The 15185-nt window shown below is 36.6% G+C and carries 12 protein-coding genes and 1 other annotated feature; of the genes, 6 read left to right on the forward strand and 6 right to left on the reverse strand.

Annotation, left to right across the window (positions count from 1 at the left end):
* Nucleotides 1–86 precede the first annotated feature (86 nt).
* The gene (locus RCJ93_RS01070) at nucleotides 87–734 is read left to right on the forward strand and encodes a hypothetical protein (protein WP_066788589.1); all 648 of its coding nucleotides are present in this window, start codon (nucleotides 87–89) and stop codon (nucleotides 732–734) included.
* On the opposite strand, the gene RCJ93_RS01075 is transcribed toward RCJ93_RS01070, so the two are convergent.
* Nucleotides 714–905 (reverse strand): hypothetical protein, encoded by a 192-nt coding sequence (locus RCJ93_RS01075; protein WP_147195848.1) that lies wholly within the window; start codon nucleotides 903–905, stop codon nucleotides 714–716. The genes RCJ93_RS01070 and RCJ93_RS01075 overlap by 21 nt on opposite strands.
* Before the next feature lie 149 nt (nucleotides 906–1054).
* Nucleotides 1055–1268, forward strand: a binding site (T-box leader).
* Nucleotides 1269–1316: 48 nt separating this feature from the next.
* On the opposite strand from RCJ93_RS01075, the gene RCJ93_RS01080 reads away from it, so the two are divergent.
* Entirely contained in the window at nucleotides 1317–3965 is a 2649-nt protein-coding gene (locus RCJ93_RS01080) for a valine--tRNA ligase (protein ID WP_446738161.1), read from the forward strand.
* Between the two features lie 70 nt (nucleotides 3966–4035).
* Here RCJ93_RS01080 and RCJ93_RS01085 read toward each other — a convergent pair whose 3' ends face one another.
* Together RCJ93_RS01085 and RCJ93_RS01090 are read right to left on the reverse strand one after the other, a co-directional pair.
* On the reverse strand, nucleotides 4036–4830 hold the full coding sequence (locus RCJ93_RS01085; protein ID WP_446738162.1) for an ATP-grasp domain-containing protein: 795 nt from the start codon (nucleotides 4828–4830) through the stop codon (nucleotides 4036–4038).
* A 4-nt stretch (nucleotides 4831–4834) separates the two neighbouring features.
* Complete coding sequence (locus tag RCJ93_RS01090; RefSeq protein ID WP_150284958.1) at nucleotides 4835–5701, reverse strand: ATP-grasp domain-containing protein; 867 nt, start codon at nucleotides 5699–5701, stop codon at nucleotides 4835–4837.
* Between the two features lie 85 nt (nucleotides 5702–5786).
* Here RCJ93_RS01090 and RCJ93_RS01095 point away from each other — a divergent pair, with 85 nt between their 5' ends.
* Both RCJ93_RS01095 and RCJ93_RS01100 read left to right on the forward strand, forming a co-directional pair.
* Entirely contained in the window at nucleotides 5787–7031 is a 1245-nt protein-coding gene (locus RCJ93_RS01095; protein WP_150284718.1) for a bifunctional folylpolyglutamate synthase/dihydrofolate synthase, read from the forward strand.
* Between the two features lie 84 nt (nucleotides 7032–7115).
* The gene (locus tag RCJ93_RS01100) at nucleotides 7116–8822 is read left to right on the forward strand and encodes a sensor domain-containing diguanylate cyclase (protein ID WP_150284717.1); all 1707 of its coding nucleotides are present in this window, start codon (nucleotides 7116–7118) and stop codon (nucleotides 8820–8822) included.
* A 40-nt stretch (nucleotides 8823–8862) separates the two neighbouring features.
* On the opposite strand, the gene RCJ93_RS01105 is transcribed toward RCJ93_RS01100, so the two are convergent.
* From RCJ93_RS01105 to RCJ93_RS01115, 3 genes are read right to left on the reverse strand one after another with little or no spacing between them, the layout of a single operon-like run.
* The gene (locus RCJ93_RS01105) at nucleotides 8863–10719 is read right to left on the reverse strand and encodes a PilX N-terminal domain-containing pilus assembly protein (RefSeq protein ID WP_150284716.1); all 1857 of its coding nucleotides are present in this window, start codon (nucleotides 10717–10719) and stop codon (nucleotides 8863–8865) included.
* Nucleotide 10720: 1 nt separating this feature from the next.
* Complete coding sequence (locus RCJ93_RS01110) at nucleotides 10721–11158, reverse strand: prepilin-type N-terminal cleavage/methylation domain-containing protein (protein ID WP_190323434.1); 438 nt, start codon at nucleotides 11156–11158, stop codon at nucleotides 10721–10723.
* Nucleotides 11155–11700: a type IV pilus modification PilV family protein gene (locus tag RCJ93_RS01115; protein WP_446738163.1), complete on the reverse strand. Its 546-nt coding sequence runs from the start codon at nucleotides 11698–11700 to the stop codon at nucleotides 11155–11157. The genes RCJ93_RS01110 and RCJ93_RS01115 overlap by 4 nt, the downstream gene beginning before the upstream one ends.
* 405 nt (nucleotides 11701–12105) lie before the next feature.
* Here RCJ93_RS01115 and RCJ93_RS01120 point away from each other — a divergent pair, with 405 nt between their 5' ends.
* Together RCJ93_RS01120 and RCJ93_RS01125 are read left to right on the forward strand one after the other, a co-directional pair.
* A complete protein-coding gene (locus RCJ93_RS01120) occupies nucleotides 12106–13506 on the forward strand; it encodes a VanW family protein (RefSeq protein WP_446738164.1) in 1401 nt (466 codons plus the stop codon).
* A gap of 11 nt (nucleotides 13507–13517) precedes the next feature.
* Nucleotides 13518–15182, forward strand: coding sequence for a GspE/PulE family protein (locus tag RCJ93_RS01125; RefSeq protein ID WP_150284712.1), 1665 nt, complete (start codon nucleotides 13518–13520; stop codon nucleotides 15180–15182).
* The last annotated feature ends 3 nt before the right edge of the window (nucleotides 15183–15185 follow it).

Here is a 15185-nt window from a genome sequence, read left to right on the forward strand (position 1 = left end):
TATTTTAATATATTAATTAGATAACTAGCTGGTTCTATAAACTCAAAAGTGTACATATAGATAAAGATAGAGGAGGGAATGTAAATATGAAAAAGATTACCTGGGAAATAAATGAATCATTCGTTTTTCCTGAAATATATGGTAAACCAACAAGCTTAAACAAAGTGAAAATTACACCTCGATGGGAACAGCAAGAGGACGAATTATCCGTATCACTTACTGGTATTTACCACATTGCTGCTAATGTGGAATTCGATGACACTCAAGAGGTGCTGCAGCAGTTAGAAAACGAGAGTACGCTTGTAGATGAAGTGGATGTTGAAGGTAATGAAGGCTATTTTGAGTATGCTATTCCTCTAAATGTAAGCTTGCCAAATGATAAGATTGACCAATCAACCGTTGTCCTAAACACAAAAAATCTTCAAACCAAAGTGTCCGATAATGGGATTTGCGTGATTAGTTGCCAGGTAGATTGCGAATATAAAAATGTTGAAGAAAAAGAAGTGGTTGAAACGCCAAGAGTGGAAGCCCAGTCAGAAGTAGTTCAAAATGAAGAGGTCCAAGTGGCGGAGACGGAAAAAGTTGTACAACTTACAACGAATGAATCGCCAATGGACCTTCTAGAAAAGCCAATCGTAGTTGATCAAGATGAATCTATCTTAAGTCAAATACTGTGGGATTTAGAGGAACATTATTCGGTTGAGGAAATACCATTAAATAATGTCAGAATGTAGTAAGTACCAAAGACCTATAAAGAGCAGTAGGATGATAATATCCCAGGTTGTCGGAAAAATAATGATTCGCACGAATTGGAAGCATGTGAATGGGATAATAATCCCTTTACAGTAGAAACGTGTTTTCCGCAACCAAGGCGGCAGCAAGTATGGATTATATCGTCTTCTCATGAAGAAGCTCCTTTCTATTTTAATGAAAAACCCATTCCTAGTATTTTATGTAGCTAGGGATGGGTTTTTGTAGGTCATTTAGAGAAAAGTAGCTTTGCGAAAAAACTTGAAAAATTAGGGACTATTCGCTACAATGTATACAGCTATATATATATGCATTGAAGGGGAGGAGTAGAACGCTCCTACTTGTTAGAGAGGGAACGGTTGGTGAAAGTTCCTCAAGTAGACGTTTGAATGTAGCCCTGGAGCAGTTTTTGTGAACATTGAAGTAGCAAAAACCGGTGAAAAGCCGTTATACAATGAAGAGTCAGTTTTTTTATGCTGAAATTAAGGTGGTACCGCGAATATTCCTTCGCCCTTTTATAGGGTGAGGGATTTTTTTGTATAACGAGCATTTAAGGAGGAGATCTAATGGAAGAACAAAACACATCCATGTCGACTAAATATGAACCACAGACGATTGAAAAAGGCCGCTATGAATGGTGGTTGAAGGGCGATTATTTTAAAGCGCAGCCTGACAGCGAGAAAAAACCTTACTCAATTGTTATTCCGCCCCCAAACGTAACAGGGAAATTGCATCTAGGCCATGCATGGGATACAACATTGCAAGATATTTTAATTCGTATGAAACGTATGCAAGGGTATGATGCGCTTTGGCTACCTGGAATGGACCATGCAGGTATCGCTACACAAGCAAAGGTGGAAGCGAAGCTACGAGAACAAAATATCACTCGCTATGATTTAGGACGTGAAAAATTCCTTGAAAAAACATGGGAATGGAAAGAAGAATATGCTGGCACCATTCGTGAACAATGGTCAAAACTAGGTTTATCTCTAGACTATTCACGCGAACGTTTTACATTGGATGAAGGTCTTTCAGATGCAGTAAAAGAAGTATTTGTTAAATTATATGAAAAAGATTTAATCTACCGTGGTGAACGAATCATAAACTGGGATCCACAAGCAAAAACAGCATTGTCAGATATCGAAGTAATTTACAAGGATGTTCAAGGTGCTTTCTATCATATGGAATACCCACTAGCAGATGGCTCAGGTAAACTTGAGATTGCGACAACACGTCCTGAAACTATGTTAGGTGACTCTGGTATTGCTGTTAACCCGAACGATGAACGTTATGCACACTTAGTTGGCAAAACAGCTATTCTTCCGATTGTCGGCCGTGAACTTCCGATTGTAGCAGATGATTATGTTGATATGGAATTCGGTACAGGCGTTGTTAAAATGACGCCAGCACATGATCCGAATGATTTCGAAGTCGGCAACCGTCACAATTTAGAACGCATTAAAGTAATGAATGAAGATGGTACGATGAATGAATTGGCTGGCAAATACCAAGGTATGGACCGCTTCCAATGCCGCAAGCAGCTCGTGAAAGACTTACAAGAGCAAGGCGTCCTTATCAAGATTGTTGACCATATGCATTCTGTTGGCCATTCTGAACGTACAGGAGTAGTAGTAGAGCCTTATCTTTCAAAACAATGGTTTGTAAAAATGGCACCTCTTGCAAAAGAAGCGCTAGAATTACAAGAAAAAGAAAACGAAAAAGTAAACTTTGTACCAAATCGTTTTGAAAACACCTACACACGCTGGATGGAAAATGTCCACGATTGGTGTATTTCACGCCAACTATGGTGGGGCCATCAAATTCCGGCTTGGTACCACAAAGAAACAGGCGAAGTGTACGTAGGTAAAACTGCTCCTGCGGATGAAGAAAATTGGACGCGTGATGAGGATGTCCTTGATACATGGTTCTCATCTGCTTTATGGCCTTTCTCCACAATGGGCTGGCCAGATGTAAATAGTGAAGATTTTAAACGCTATTATCCAACAAGCGCATTAGTTACAGGCTATGACATCATCTTCTTCTGGGTATCACGCATGATTTTCCAAGGGCTTGAGTTTACTGGTGAGCGTCCATTCAAAGACGTTTTAATCCATGGTTTAGTACGCGATGGGGAAGGACGTAAAATGTCCAAATCACTAGGTAACGGGGTTGATCCAATGGATGTAATCAGTCAATATGGTGCTGACTCACTTCGTTATTTCCTAGCAACAGGATCATCACCTGGCCAAGATCTTCGTTATACAACTGAAAAAGTTGAAGCTGTTTGGAACTTCTCCAATAAAATTTGGAATGCCTCACGTTTTGCTTTGATGAACATGGATGGCATGACATATGAAGAGATCGACCTGACTGGTGAAAAATCAGTTGCGGATAAATGGATTTTGACACGATTAAATGAAACCATCGAAGAAGTAACAAGACTTGCTGATAAATACGAATTTGGTGAAGTTGGCCGCCATTTACACAGCTTTATCTGGGATGATTTCTGTGACTGGTATATTGAAATGGCTAAATTACCTCTTTATGGTGAAGATGAAGCTGCGAAGAAAATGACACGTTCAGTTCTAGCTTATGTTCTCGACAATACAATGCGTTTGCTTCATCCTTTCATGCCTTTCATCACTGAAGAAATTTGGCAAAACCTACCGCATGAAGGCGAGTCTATTACTGTTGCTTCTTGGCCTGCAGTAAAGGATGATCTTCACTTTGCTAAACAATCTCAGGATATGAAATTGTTGATGGACATTATTCGTGCTGTTCGTAACATCAGAGCAGAAGTGAATACACCAATGAGCAAAAAAGTACCGATGTATATTTCTGCAAAAGATGCCCAAACACTGGCTGTCCTAGAAGAAAATAAAGCATATATTGAAAAGTTCTGTAATCCAGAAACACTTTCACTAGGTGAAAATCTACAAGTCGACATGAAAACCATGTCAGCTGTCGTGTCAGGCGCTGAAATTTTCTTACCGCTTGAAGGTCTAATCGATGTGAAAGCAGAAATCGAACGACTTACAAACGAATTGAAAAAATGGGAACAAGAAGTCAAACGTGTTCAAGGTAAATTAAACAATGAACGCTTTGTATCCAAAGCCCCTGAAGATGTAGTTGCTGCAGAGCGTGAAAAAGAAGCAGACTACCTAGAGAAATTTAATACAGTAGAAAAACGTATTGCTGAATTAAAGAATATGTAAAGAAAAAGCCGCCCTTTTGGATAGGGGCGGTTTTTTGTTTGAAGAGAAAGTATAGTAGCCACAAAGATTTTTATATACTGTCAACCAAATAATTCATCAAAATCTCTGCCAAATCATCGTTAAACAATTCATAAAAAGATCTTGCGCCGACAGGATCCTCGATTTCATTTAACATCCAATCACCGTTCGGAAGAAGTAAGAAGTCGATGCCGATATAGTCACTTTGCAGAGCTTTTTGCAGAAGCAAAATTTGTTGCGTTTGAGTCTCTGATAAAGAATATTTTTCAATTGATCCGCCACGTGTGTAATTCGAACGGAAATCATCATTGCCAACGCGTTTGACGCAGCCAATGATTTGATCACCAACAACCCATGCTCGAAGGTCTGTGGCACATGTTTCGATATAGGGTTGTAATAGTGTTGCTCTATCATGCCAATTCTTTTCATAATGCGAAAGTTGTTCAGCGTTCTGGCATAGTGCAACTTCATCGCCGCCATGCCCATCTACTGTTTTGATGACAACAGGGAAGTCCCGCACTTCGTCCAATATTGGAACAGCCGGAATACCGAGGGAATTAGCAAACTCTATTGTTTTTCTTTTATTATTTGCCAGGTCATTCACAAATGGTTTATTTACTATTCTAATTCCTGTTGATTGTATTTTTGATGCAATAGAGGCTGAGCGTGTGCGGTTCCATACAAATAGAGGATTATCCAAGCGAGCTAGAAAACTGTCGATATCTAAATCATCCACAAAGACTAACTTCAAATCCACATCTTTTCTCTTAGCAGCTTCAACTATATCTTTAATAAAAAATCTATTATTGAAGGCATCCTGCTCCTCATATAAGATATATGCTTTCATATGATCACCCAATTTTCTTCAAAATATATTGAATAAATGGCACACCGACATTGATGCCAGTCACTTCATATAAGTTGCGAATATGCGCTGCTGCGTTCACTTCACATACGAGTGGCACTTCGTTAGGTCCAAATAGAAGGTCAACACCTGCAAATTCGGCGCCAACTGCTTTTGCCGCACGGAGCGCAATATCTTTTTGCTCCTTTGTTAATGCAATTTTTTCTGCAACGCCACCGTTTGTGATATTCGCCCTGAAATCTGTTTCCGAATGGCGATACATAGCAGCTGCTACCTCATCGCCGATTATATTGACGCGAATATCTCTGCCACGGCTAGAGGAAATAAACTCTTGAAAGACAAAATCAACGCCTCTCAATTCATCTACTTTTTCATAGAAGTCCTTTTCGGTTGAAATAAGATAAACTTTCATGCCGAATGAGCCGTGGCCTTCTTTTATAATCATAGGTAAGCCCAACGTTTTAAGTACATTTTCAAAATAACCGCTATCTCTTATGGTGAATTTAGGATATACCTTTGGTGCAATGATAGTTGTTGGCATTGGTATTCCTTTACTAGCAAGCTGTATGTATTGTTTTGCTTTGTTATCGCATGTTTCAATTACTTCTGGGTCATTGAATATAGGGATTCCTTTATTTTTTAGGTAAGTGGCTAATAAAATATCTTTATCTAAGAAAATCACAAAGTCAGGCTTTTTCTCTAGTTCCTCGTCAAGCTTCATCATAATCTCATAGTTTTTATATATCACTGGTCTCACATCAAGAGCTTCCGCCGCTTCCGCCATCAACCTTGCTTGATCTAAAAACTTATCATTTATTAAGCTACCATTATATATAATCCAACATGTTTTCATCATCAAAACCCTCTCACACAAGTGCTATAATATATTTTAAAGTGTAGCATGAAAAATGTAGAATACATAGAATGGAGTTTTTACCTTGATACCTAAATTAGACTATTATAAGGAACGTTTCCATATATCGAGCGATTCAGCAATTAAACCGGGATTAACTGCAATTCAAGAAGCGCTAGAGTTAGTAGGGCACCCGGAAAAAAACTTGCCGGTTATTCATTTAGCAGGCACTAACGGTAAGGGGTCTACGCTTACAATGATTGAGCGAATAGCTCAATGCCATGACTTAAAAACAGCCTCTTTCATGTCACCATGCATGAAGGACGTACATGACCAAATCAAATTAAACGGGGAGCCAATTACGCCTGATGAATTAGCTGCCATCTTTAGTATTATGAGAGATTCAGATTTAGACGGAAAATGTACTGATTTTGAATTACTAACAGTAGCAGCCTTTCTAGCATTCCAGCGTTTTCAAGCTGATATTGTGTTAATTGAATGCGGAATGGGTGGACGTTATGACAGCACAAATGTTGTGATACCCACCGTTTCAGTTGTACCTAGCATTGCGTTAGAGCATACAAATTTTTTAGGTGATACATTAGCTAGTATCGCGGGCCATAAGGCAGGCATTATAAAACAAGGTAGACCAATAATTACAGGTGATCTGCCAGAAGATGCAATGGCAGTTTTTATAGAAGAAGCCAAGCATTGCGAAGCTCCGCTTTTTGTATATGGAAAAGATTTCTCTGTTGAGGGAGAAGAGAAATCAGAAACCTATATCGCACCAAATTTTCGAATTAATAATCTAGACCGTAGCATGCCGGGAATGCACCAGCGTAGCAATATGGCGCTAGCAATCACAGCATTCCTCCAATTTGCACAGCATCTACATATACAAGTTCACCCAGAGGCTATTCAAAATGGGATTAGCCATGCGGAACTTGCAGGCCGCTTTGAGAAAATTTCCAGCAAATTATACATTGATGGAGCTCATAATCCCGCAAGTGCAAGAACACTAGTAGATACCGTTAAAGAACAGTTCAGAGGTCAAAAGATACACTTTATTGTAGGTATGTTGAGAGACAAGGATGTAAAAGGTGTTTTGCGTATATTAGAAGAAGTAGGGACTGGTTTTACATTTGTTGATGTAGATAATGAGCGTGCGATGCCTGCTGAAAACTTATATAACTTATCTAACAGTCATGTTAAAGAGGTCTCAAAGAAAAATATTCGTCATATAATAGAGGAAAAAAATGATGAAATAGTCATTATAACCGGCTCTTTATATTTGCTTGCAAGTTGGCGGGATGAGTTATTAAATGGGTAAAAATGTCTATTTTTGATAATTGAAACTATTTTAACTTGTGGTATAATTTACATTATCTATTTGCTGAATGGGAGGAAAGCAGGAGTGAAAAAGTCGTTTGCATTTCAACTTGTGGTCTTCATGATATGGATCGTTTGCATACCTCTCAGCATCTATACGGTATATCAATATTATCCGCCGAATGAAGCTACTAATTGGCCATTGTTAGCAGGTTTTACGGCATTAAGCCTTTTAACCTCGGCGTTTCCAGCATTCATTAATGGAACTCCCTTTTTCTTAACACAATGGGTAAGTCTCGCTTTGTTTTTGCGTTTTGGATTATTTATTGAAATAGTAGTTTTTCAGATTTCATTAGTTCCTTTACTATATAATTTGAAATTAAATCGCAATATGTTATATCGGATTCCATGGAATTCTATTATGTTTTTCCTTGTATCACTTCTCAGCGGATTAGCTTTTTTATGGCTTGGTGGAGATATACATTCCATGAACACAGTGGACATTGTAGGATATGGTTTGCTTTATATTATTGTAAACATTACAGCAAATCATGCTCTTATCAAAATCAGTGGGATACTATTAGGACAACGGATAAGATTCTTTACGATTGATGATACTTGGGATTATCTTATTTGTGCGTTTGCACTTCCAATGGGTCTTAGTCTTTATCTGCTTGGTCAGTATGTAGGTGTACTTTCAATAATTCTTCTTGGTATTCCATTTTATATGGCTACGCGACTATTGCAGCTTTATACCACAACGAGTAAAGTTAATAAAGAACTTTCAGAAGCAGCCCATTTTGGTCACCAATTAGCAGATCAACTGGATTCGGAGGAAACGTTAGACTTATTTATTGAACGCGTACCGAAAATGGTTTCTATAGATGGACTTTATTTGATTGATCGCCGACAGCAGACGGGTACATTATCTGTACTACGAGCTTATGAAAATGGAAAACAAATCTTAAAGAATGCAACGCATAAAGAATTAAGCCATAGTTTGTTATCTGAAACGATAGAAAGTGCAGATAAAACTGTATTTTGTAAACGTGAAGAATGGTTGCCATATAGTGGTTCCTTTTTACTTCCGAATACGCAAAGTGCTCTTGTTTTGCCGTTTTGTCGAAATCATCAATTGGAAGGTGTACTACTGCTAACATCACGTAAGAAGAATAATTTCCAAGACTATCAGGTGAAAATGCTTGAATTAATTAGCTCCTACTTTATTGTTTCATTAGAAAAGGCTCGGTATGTAGAAAAAGCAAAACATAGTAGTGAACGATGTGGTTTGACAGGGTTATATAATTATCGTTATTTTGAAGATTATCTAAATTCCAAGATGAATGAATTAAAGGAACACACCATTTCAAACCTGTCTCTTATTATGCTCGATATCGACTATTTCAAAGGTATAAACGATCGATATGGTCATGAGAGCGGTAACGAAATACTTCGTGGTTTAGCCGCAGTCTTGAAACGAGAAGTCGGGGAAAAGGGTACACTTGCACGCTATGGCGGCGAGGAATTCGTCATCCTCTTACCAAACTATACAAAACAACAAGCATTGCTACTAGCTGAAAAGCTACGCGAGCGAATTGAAATGCAACCGTTTGAAATTGTGCCGGATCTACTTGAAAACGTCAAGCACCTTATTGTCCACATCACCGCAAGCATCGGAGTATCTTCAGCTTATGAAGATACCGACAATGCTACAAACCTTCTCCGCAACGCTGATCATGCGATGTATAAGGGAGCGAAGGAGCAGGGGAGGAATAAGGTGGCGGGGTTTTAGTGGATTTGCATAAAAAAAGCTGCCTGTTTGGCAGCTTTTTTTATTTCTTTAATTCAACTTCTTTCTGGTCAACCTCGGTGACTAGATTATTGGCACTTTTATAATCAATGTAAGTATAATTTTTAGATGAGTTGGGGGTATCAAAAATATCAGTATTTATATCACTCGTTGGATTAAATATCTTTATATTCCCTGAACCGGTTACATTTTTTGCCTTAACATATCCAGTTATTGTTGCTGAACCAGAAGCTGAAAGATTACTTTCAGGTAGATAAAAAATTTGTCCATTTGTTTCGTTATCTCCTGAAATAGTAACTGAATGTTTACCTAAGACAATAATGTTTCCGTTTATTTTGCATTGGTTAGTGTTTAGATCTGAATTCTTAATAAAAATGTTAGCGTTTATTTTTTTTCCACCCCAATTTGAAAAGTAAGGAGTTTCTGGTTTATCGCTTAAATAATAGATTGTAGTATCAAAATTACTTCTTGGCTTTCCATCTGACGAATTTAATTGATTTATACTTCCTAATCCTAGTGAGCTCTTAACATAGATTTTTAGAATGCCATTTCCAGAAATGCTGATGTCTTGGTTATCCATATTTAAAGTGTCAACATAAATTGAATAGACTTCATTTTTGCTCCGGTTTGGGAGTTTTATTTCAATGGGTTTTTGAACTCCAAATTTGTTGAAATATAAATTTTTTTGAGAATCTGAAAAGGTAAGAGTACTTCCTCCGTTAGATGAAGGGAAATCACTTGTAGTTATTTGGAAATCCACAGACGGGATTTTAGGTTTAAACTGATCACTATCCATATTTGTGCAAGTTTGGCCTTCGTATATTTTTGTAGGGTCATTCATTAAACTCAAAAGATTTTTAGGTTTAGGTAAATTGTTTATTGTTACATTTTCAAACTTTTTAATTGAAGTGCTAGATGAAACGATTTTTTGGGCCGCATAAACTGTTCCACTCATTCCGCCATTAGTAATGTAAACATTATTTTCAGATACAATATCTCCATTAATAGGAGGGTTGTTATTAATAGTTATATCACCTTTACTATATAGTTGTCCTGAGATAGTTGGTCTATTAGGGATTTTTATACTTTGGCTAGCGTAAATATTTCCTCCGAAATTTATCGAATTATTGATTTCTAAACTTCCAAATGAGTAGAAATTCCCTTTGATATTACCGTTGGCGGAGAGTTTCCCTCCTTCTTTTAATATCACATCACCTTCTATATCTAAGGATCCAGTAGAGTTTATGGAGTTGAAATCTCCATTTGAACATGCCTTAAACGTGCTTGGCTGTTCGTCATTTGAAGTTTCTTCTTTACCCTCTGTATTAGCATTTAATGTTATCTTAATTGTTTGGGAAACTTTGCGTGTTGTTTTATCACCAATCTTACCTGTTGAATTAATAGAGTACTGTAAAGAGTTCAACTTACTATTGCTTGTTACGACATTATTAAGAGGTTCAATTTCTGTAAGAGAAAATGGTGTTAAATTATTTTGTATTTGGGTTGAATATATTTTTTTGATAGGATAGTTATTAGTATTTTTATTTGCTTCAATGTAACTATTTACTGCTTTCATTGTACTTTGTAAAAATTTTTCTTCAAAGGGGTATGTAGCTTTTTCTTCAACTTTCAAACTATCGTAATCTATTTTAGTCTTATTAAATGCATTATTTGCGATTTCATTAATTTTCGCTCTTACTTGAGATACGCCTGACTCAGCAATATAGTATACGGATTGATAATTTCTTTCGTTATCCGATTGTTTTAAAGTTGTGGAAGTTACCTTCATTAATGAGACACCAAGAATTGAAATTATTAATATAATAGAAACCGCAATTATAAGAGTGTAACCTTGTTCGTTTTTAAAGATTTTTATCATTTTACCCCTCATTGTTATCACCTCGCAAATTAATAACTGTTTGCTGTTTATATCCATTCGTGCCCTCAATAATAATGCTGCAATTATTCCCTGACTTCGTAACCTTAAAGTTTTTAATATTCTCTATAAAAGGTTCGCGATTTTTATTAATTTGATTCTTTTGTTTGTCAATTTCATATAAATTCGAATTGATTTGTACTCCATTTGCTTTTTCAATTATATAGGAAGGGTTTGATGTCATTCTTATTTCTTTTGTAATTACTTTTAGTGCATAAGAAACTTCGTTAATTTCACTATTAGTCTCGAATTGCTGATTATATTGTTTTTGGCTTCCTATTTGTACATTAATAAGTATGATAGTCAAAATGGATATTAGGACAAAGGCTGCCAAAACTTCTATTAATGTTATTCCATTTTGTTTTCTAATAATATTTCTCACTTTGAAACGCCCCATTCAACTACATTTTCCATCTGAGCTTTTTTTGCTTTTTTAATCAAATCTTCATTAATACAAACGTTAAGGATTTTGTGATTTCCTTCTGTCTCATAGACATTAATAATTACATTAGAAAGATTTGTGGGAAAGTCCTGATTTTGTGTGATCCTCATCACGGTAGTAATAGTGGTATTGGGGTTAGGCTTTTTTTCTTTTTTATATATTGAATATTTTAAACTTGTAGAAGGAACAATCCCTGAACATTCTTCGGAATACCCCATCTCTGAGTTATTAGTTATCCACGTTTTTTCGGCAGTAGCAAGAGAATCACTATTAGTTATTGTTTCGTACGCATTCTCCATCTCCGTCTGCGCAATATAAGTCGCATCTACAATACTCTTTGAACTTTTGGTCGTCTTTGAACCTTGTACAAACAGTGTAAAGAATGAAAAGAGGATAATAATCAAAAGCACAAAGGAAGCGATAACTTCGACAAGGGTGAGTCCTTTCTCATTTTGAATAATTTTTTTAAGTTGACTTACCATGTATGACGTCCTTTCTGCTATCCACTGAACTATACTGGAGTGGAAATCTCATATTACTTCAGCTTAAGGGCATAACCAAATTGTTTATTTTTGCTAATTTTAAGGTATGGATGTAAAATTATTTATTTTATATTTTATAAATTTTGGATGGAGGATATTTTAACTTATTTTCTTTAATTTTTAAATATTTTACATTATATTATAATAAATTCTAACCTTTTAATATATATTACATTTAATATTATAGGGTTGCTATGAGTTTTATCACATTATATAGTTTAAATTTCATTTAAAAATAATAATTGAGTGAAAAAAGTCATATCTTTTATTCGGATTACCATTTATAATAACAGTATCCTAACAATATCCTAGAAATATAAATTAAGCAACGAGATAGGTGATGAGATGAAAGTCACTCCAATATATAAAATTATTACAGGTTTATTCTTACTTTTTATAATACTAGCATCCGCGAGTTATGTGAATTTGCATGTTTTTGCTGCTTATAGTGGTTCGACAATCGGATCTGTCGCTGTAGAGGACTTATCAGATGGCGAAGTTAAAAAGCAATTAAACCGTGCGATAAATAAATGGAAGAATTCAGAACTTTCAGTCCTAGCGGGTGGGAAAAAAGTCCTTTTGGAAGCAGAGGATTTCCAATTTAATAGTGATGAATCCATCAGTACATATAAAAATCGCACTGCAAAACCTTGGTATGCGTTTTGGAGAAAGACCCCAATTGTACATGAACCATTACAGGTTAGTGCTACTGATTCCTTAGTGGAAAAAATAAGTGAACATACAAAACAAAATAGCGATGAGATTGCATCACAAGTACTCAAAGCAGCTTCTTATTTAAGGAAATTCCCACTTAAGATAAAGGATGCTGATTTTTCAATCGAAGATGGTGAACGGATTTCTTTCCAAGCTGTTTCAGTCAAGGATGCTGATTTAAGTAACATCGTTGCATTAGCGAAGCAATTAGATGGTTATATTTTTGAACCTAACAAACCTTTCTCTTTCAATTCATTCATAGAGCAAGAAGAAATTAACAATGATCGCTCATTAAGCCTCATGGCATCTGCTTTATATAGTAATGTTTTACAAAGTTCATTCGAAATTACAGAGCGCCATCAAGCTGAAGAAATACCGACATACGTCAAGCCAGGTTATGAAGCGATAGTTAGCCCATTTTTAGATAAGGATTTGAAATTTATTTCTAAAGGAACAGTTCCTGCCAAGATAGTTGCAACGGTCAGTGGCAATGAATTAAAGGTATCGCTTTATTCACTGTCTGGAAGCCCTGAAGTCTTAGTTTACGAGAAAGATAGAAGAGCCATTGAACCACGTACCATATACCGCTATATGTCCAATTTAGCGGAAGGGGATAGTAAGACTGTAGAGAAAGCGAAACCAGGTTTACAAGTTTACATTTATCGAACGATAACAGACGAGAATGGTAAAACAGAAAATCAATTAATGAGTCAAAATTATTATCATCCAATAAATCAAGTCATTGAAACATCGGCAAAACAAACAGCACCAATAGATAATAGTTCTGAGCCTACTACAGATGAATATGTGGAGAATCAGCAGGGGACGGATCAGGGATTAGGTGAACCACAGCAAGAGGAGTCAACAAGCCAACAACCTATGCCTAGTAAGGACAAGAATTCAAAAGATGATTCAGAGTTGAATTCTTCAAAAGAGCCTCAAGCAACCACAAGTAAAAATGGAGGCAGTGTTCCAAAAGGAAGCCATTACAATAAAACAGGTGATATTGTTACTCCGAATGATTCGAAATAAGGGGGATTCTCATGGTACTTTCAAAAAGAAAAAGGCTTGGTGATTTATTAGTTGAAGCAGGTGCCATTACGTCGCAGCAGCTTGACTATGCACTTCAAAATAAATCAAAAGATGAGAAACTCGGCGACTATTTAATTAGGGAAAATTTACTTACCGAGCAGCAATTGATTGAAGTTTTGGAAATCCAGTTAGGAATACCTCAGATTAGTATTAGCCAATTTGTAATTGATCCAGAGCTTGTGCACCTATTGCCTAAAGAAATCGCAAAACGTTCGCTCATTATGCCTTTAACTCGGGAAAAAAATAAGTTGTTAATTGCAATGGCTGATCCAATGGATTATTTCTCGATTGAAGAAGTTCGCATGGCAACTGGCTGCCAAATTGAGACAGCAATCGCATCAAAAGATGAGTTAAATAAAGCTATTAGCAAGTACTATGATTTGCAGGAAACTATGGATGCAGCTCTTAATAACTTAGTTCCATCTGAAACATTTGAAGAGCCAGAAATGTTCGACGATGATTCACCGATAGTCAAATTAGTCAATCAAATCATCTCTAATGCAGTAGTACAAAGAGCAAGTGATATTCATTTTGATCCGCAGGAAACTGAGTTACGTATCAGGTACCGAATTGATGGAGTTTTAAGAACAGAGCGTTCATTGCCACGCAATATGCAAAATATGATCATTGCGCGAATTAAGATTATGGGTAATTTGAATATAACAGAAAACCGATTGCCCCAAGATGGACGGATTAAAGCGAATATTAATCTTCATCCTGTTGATATTCGGCTTTCTACTTTGCCAACAGTATATGGCGAAAAAGTAGTTATGCGGGTGTTAGACTTGACCAACTCGCATGGAGATTTGCAAAAGCTTGGTTTTTCATCAATGAACTTGATGCATTTTAAAGAAGTAATTAGCAAGCCAAATGGTATTGTCTTAATCACAGGTCCGACTGGATCAGGGAAGTCTTCTACACTATCTACTACACTTAACTATTTAAATAGTGAAGAAGTGAACATTATTACCGTTGAAGACCCAGTGGAATATCAGATTGAAGGTGTGAATCAAATACAAGTACGCGAAGAAATCGGCTTGACCTTTGCTACTGGTTTACGTTCCATTCTGAGACAAGACCCTGACATCATCATGATAGGTGAAATTCGAGATACTGAAACGGCCCAAATTGCTACACGTGCGTCTTTGACAGGTCATCTAGTACTGAGCACATTACATACAAATAGCGCAGCAGAATCTATTTCACGCCTATTCGACATGGGTATTGAACCATTCTTGCTATCATCTTCAGTAGTTGGCGTCGTGGCGCAGCGCCTCGTACGCCGAGTATGCAGAGATTGCGGAAAGTACGAAAATGTTTCACCTGAAGAAAAAGATATTTTTTTAAATCATGACATAACTATTTCACATGTTAAGCGTGGAAGTGGCTGTCCATCTTGCAATAACACAGGATATAGAGGGCGTTTTGCAATCCATGAATTATTAATCGTAGACGAAAAAGTGAAAGAATTAATTTTGAACAGAGCCAGTCTTACGGAAATCAAAAAACATATGGCAACACATGGTTATCGTACATTGCTTGAAGACGGGCTTTTAAAAGTGGCGGATGGCCTAACAACAACCGAAGAGATTCTTCGAGTAGCAACTGATGAATAAGGT

Source organism: Rummeliibacillus sp. BSL5, from assembly GCF_052928305.1.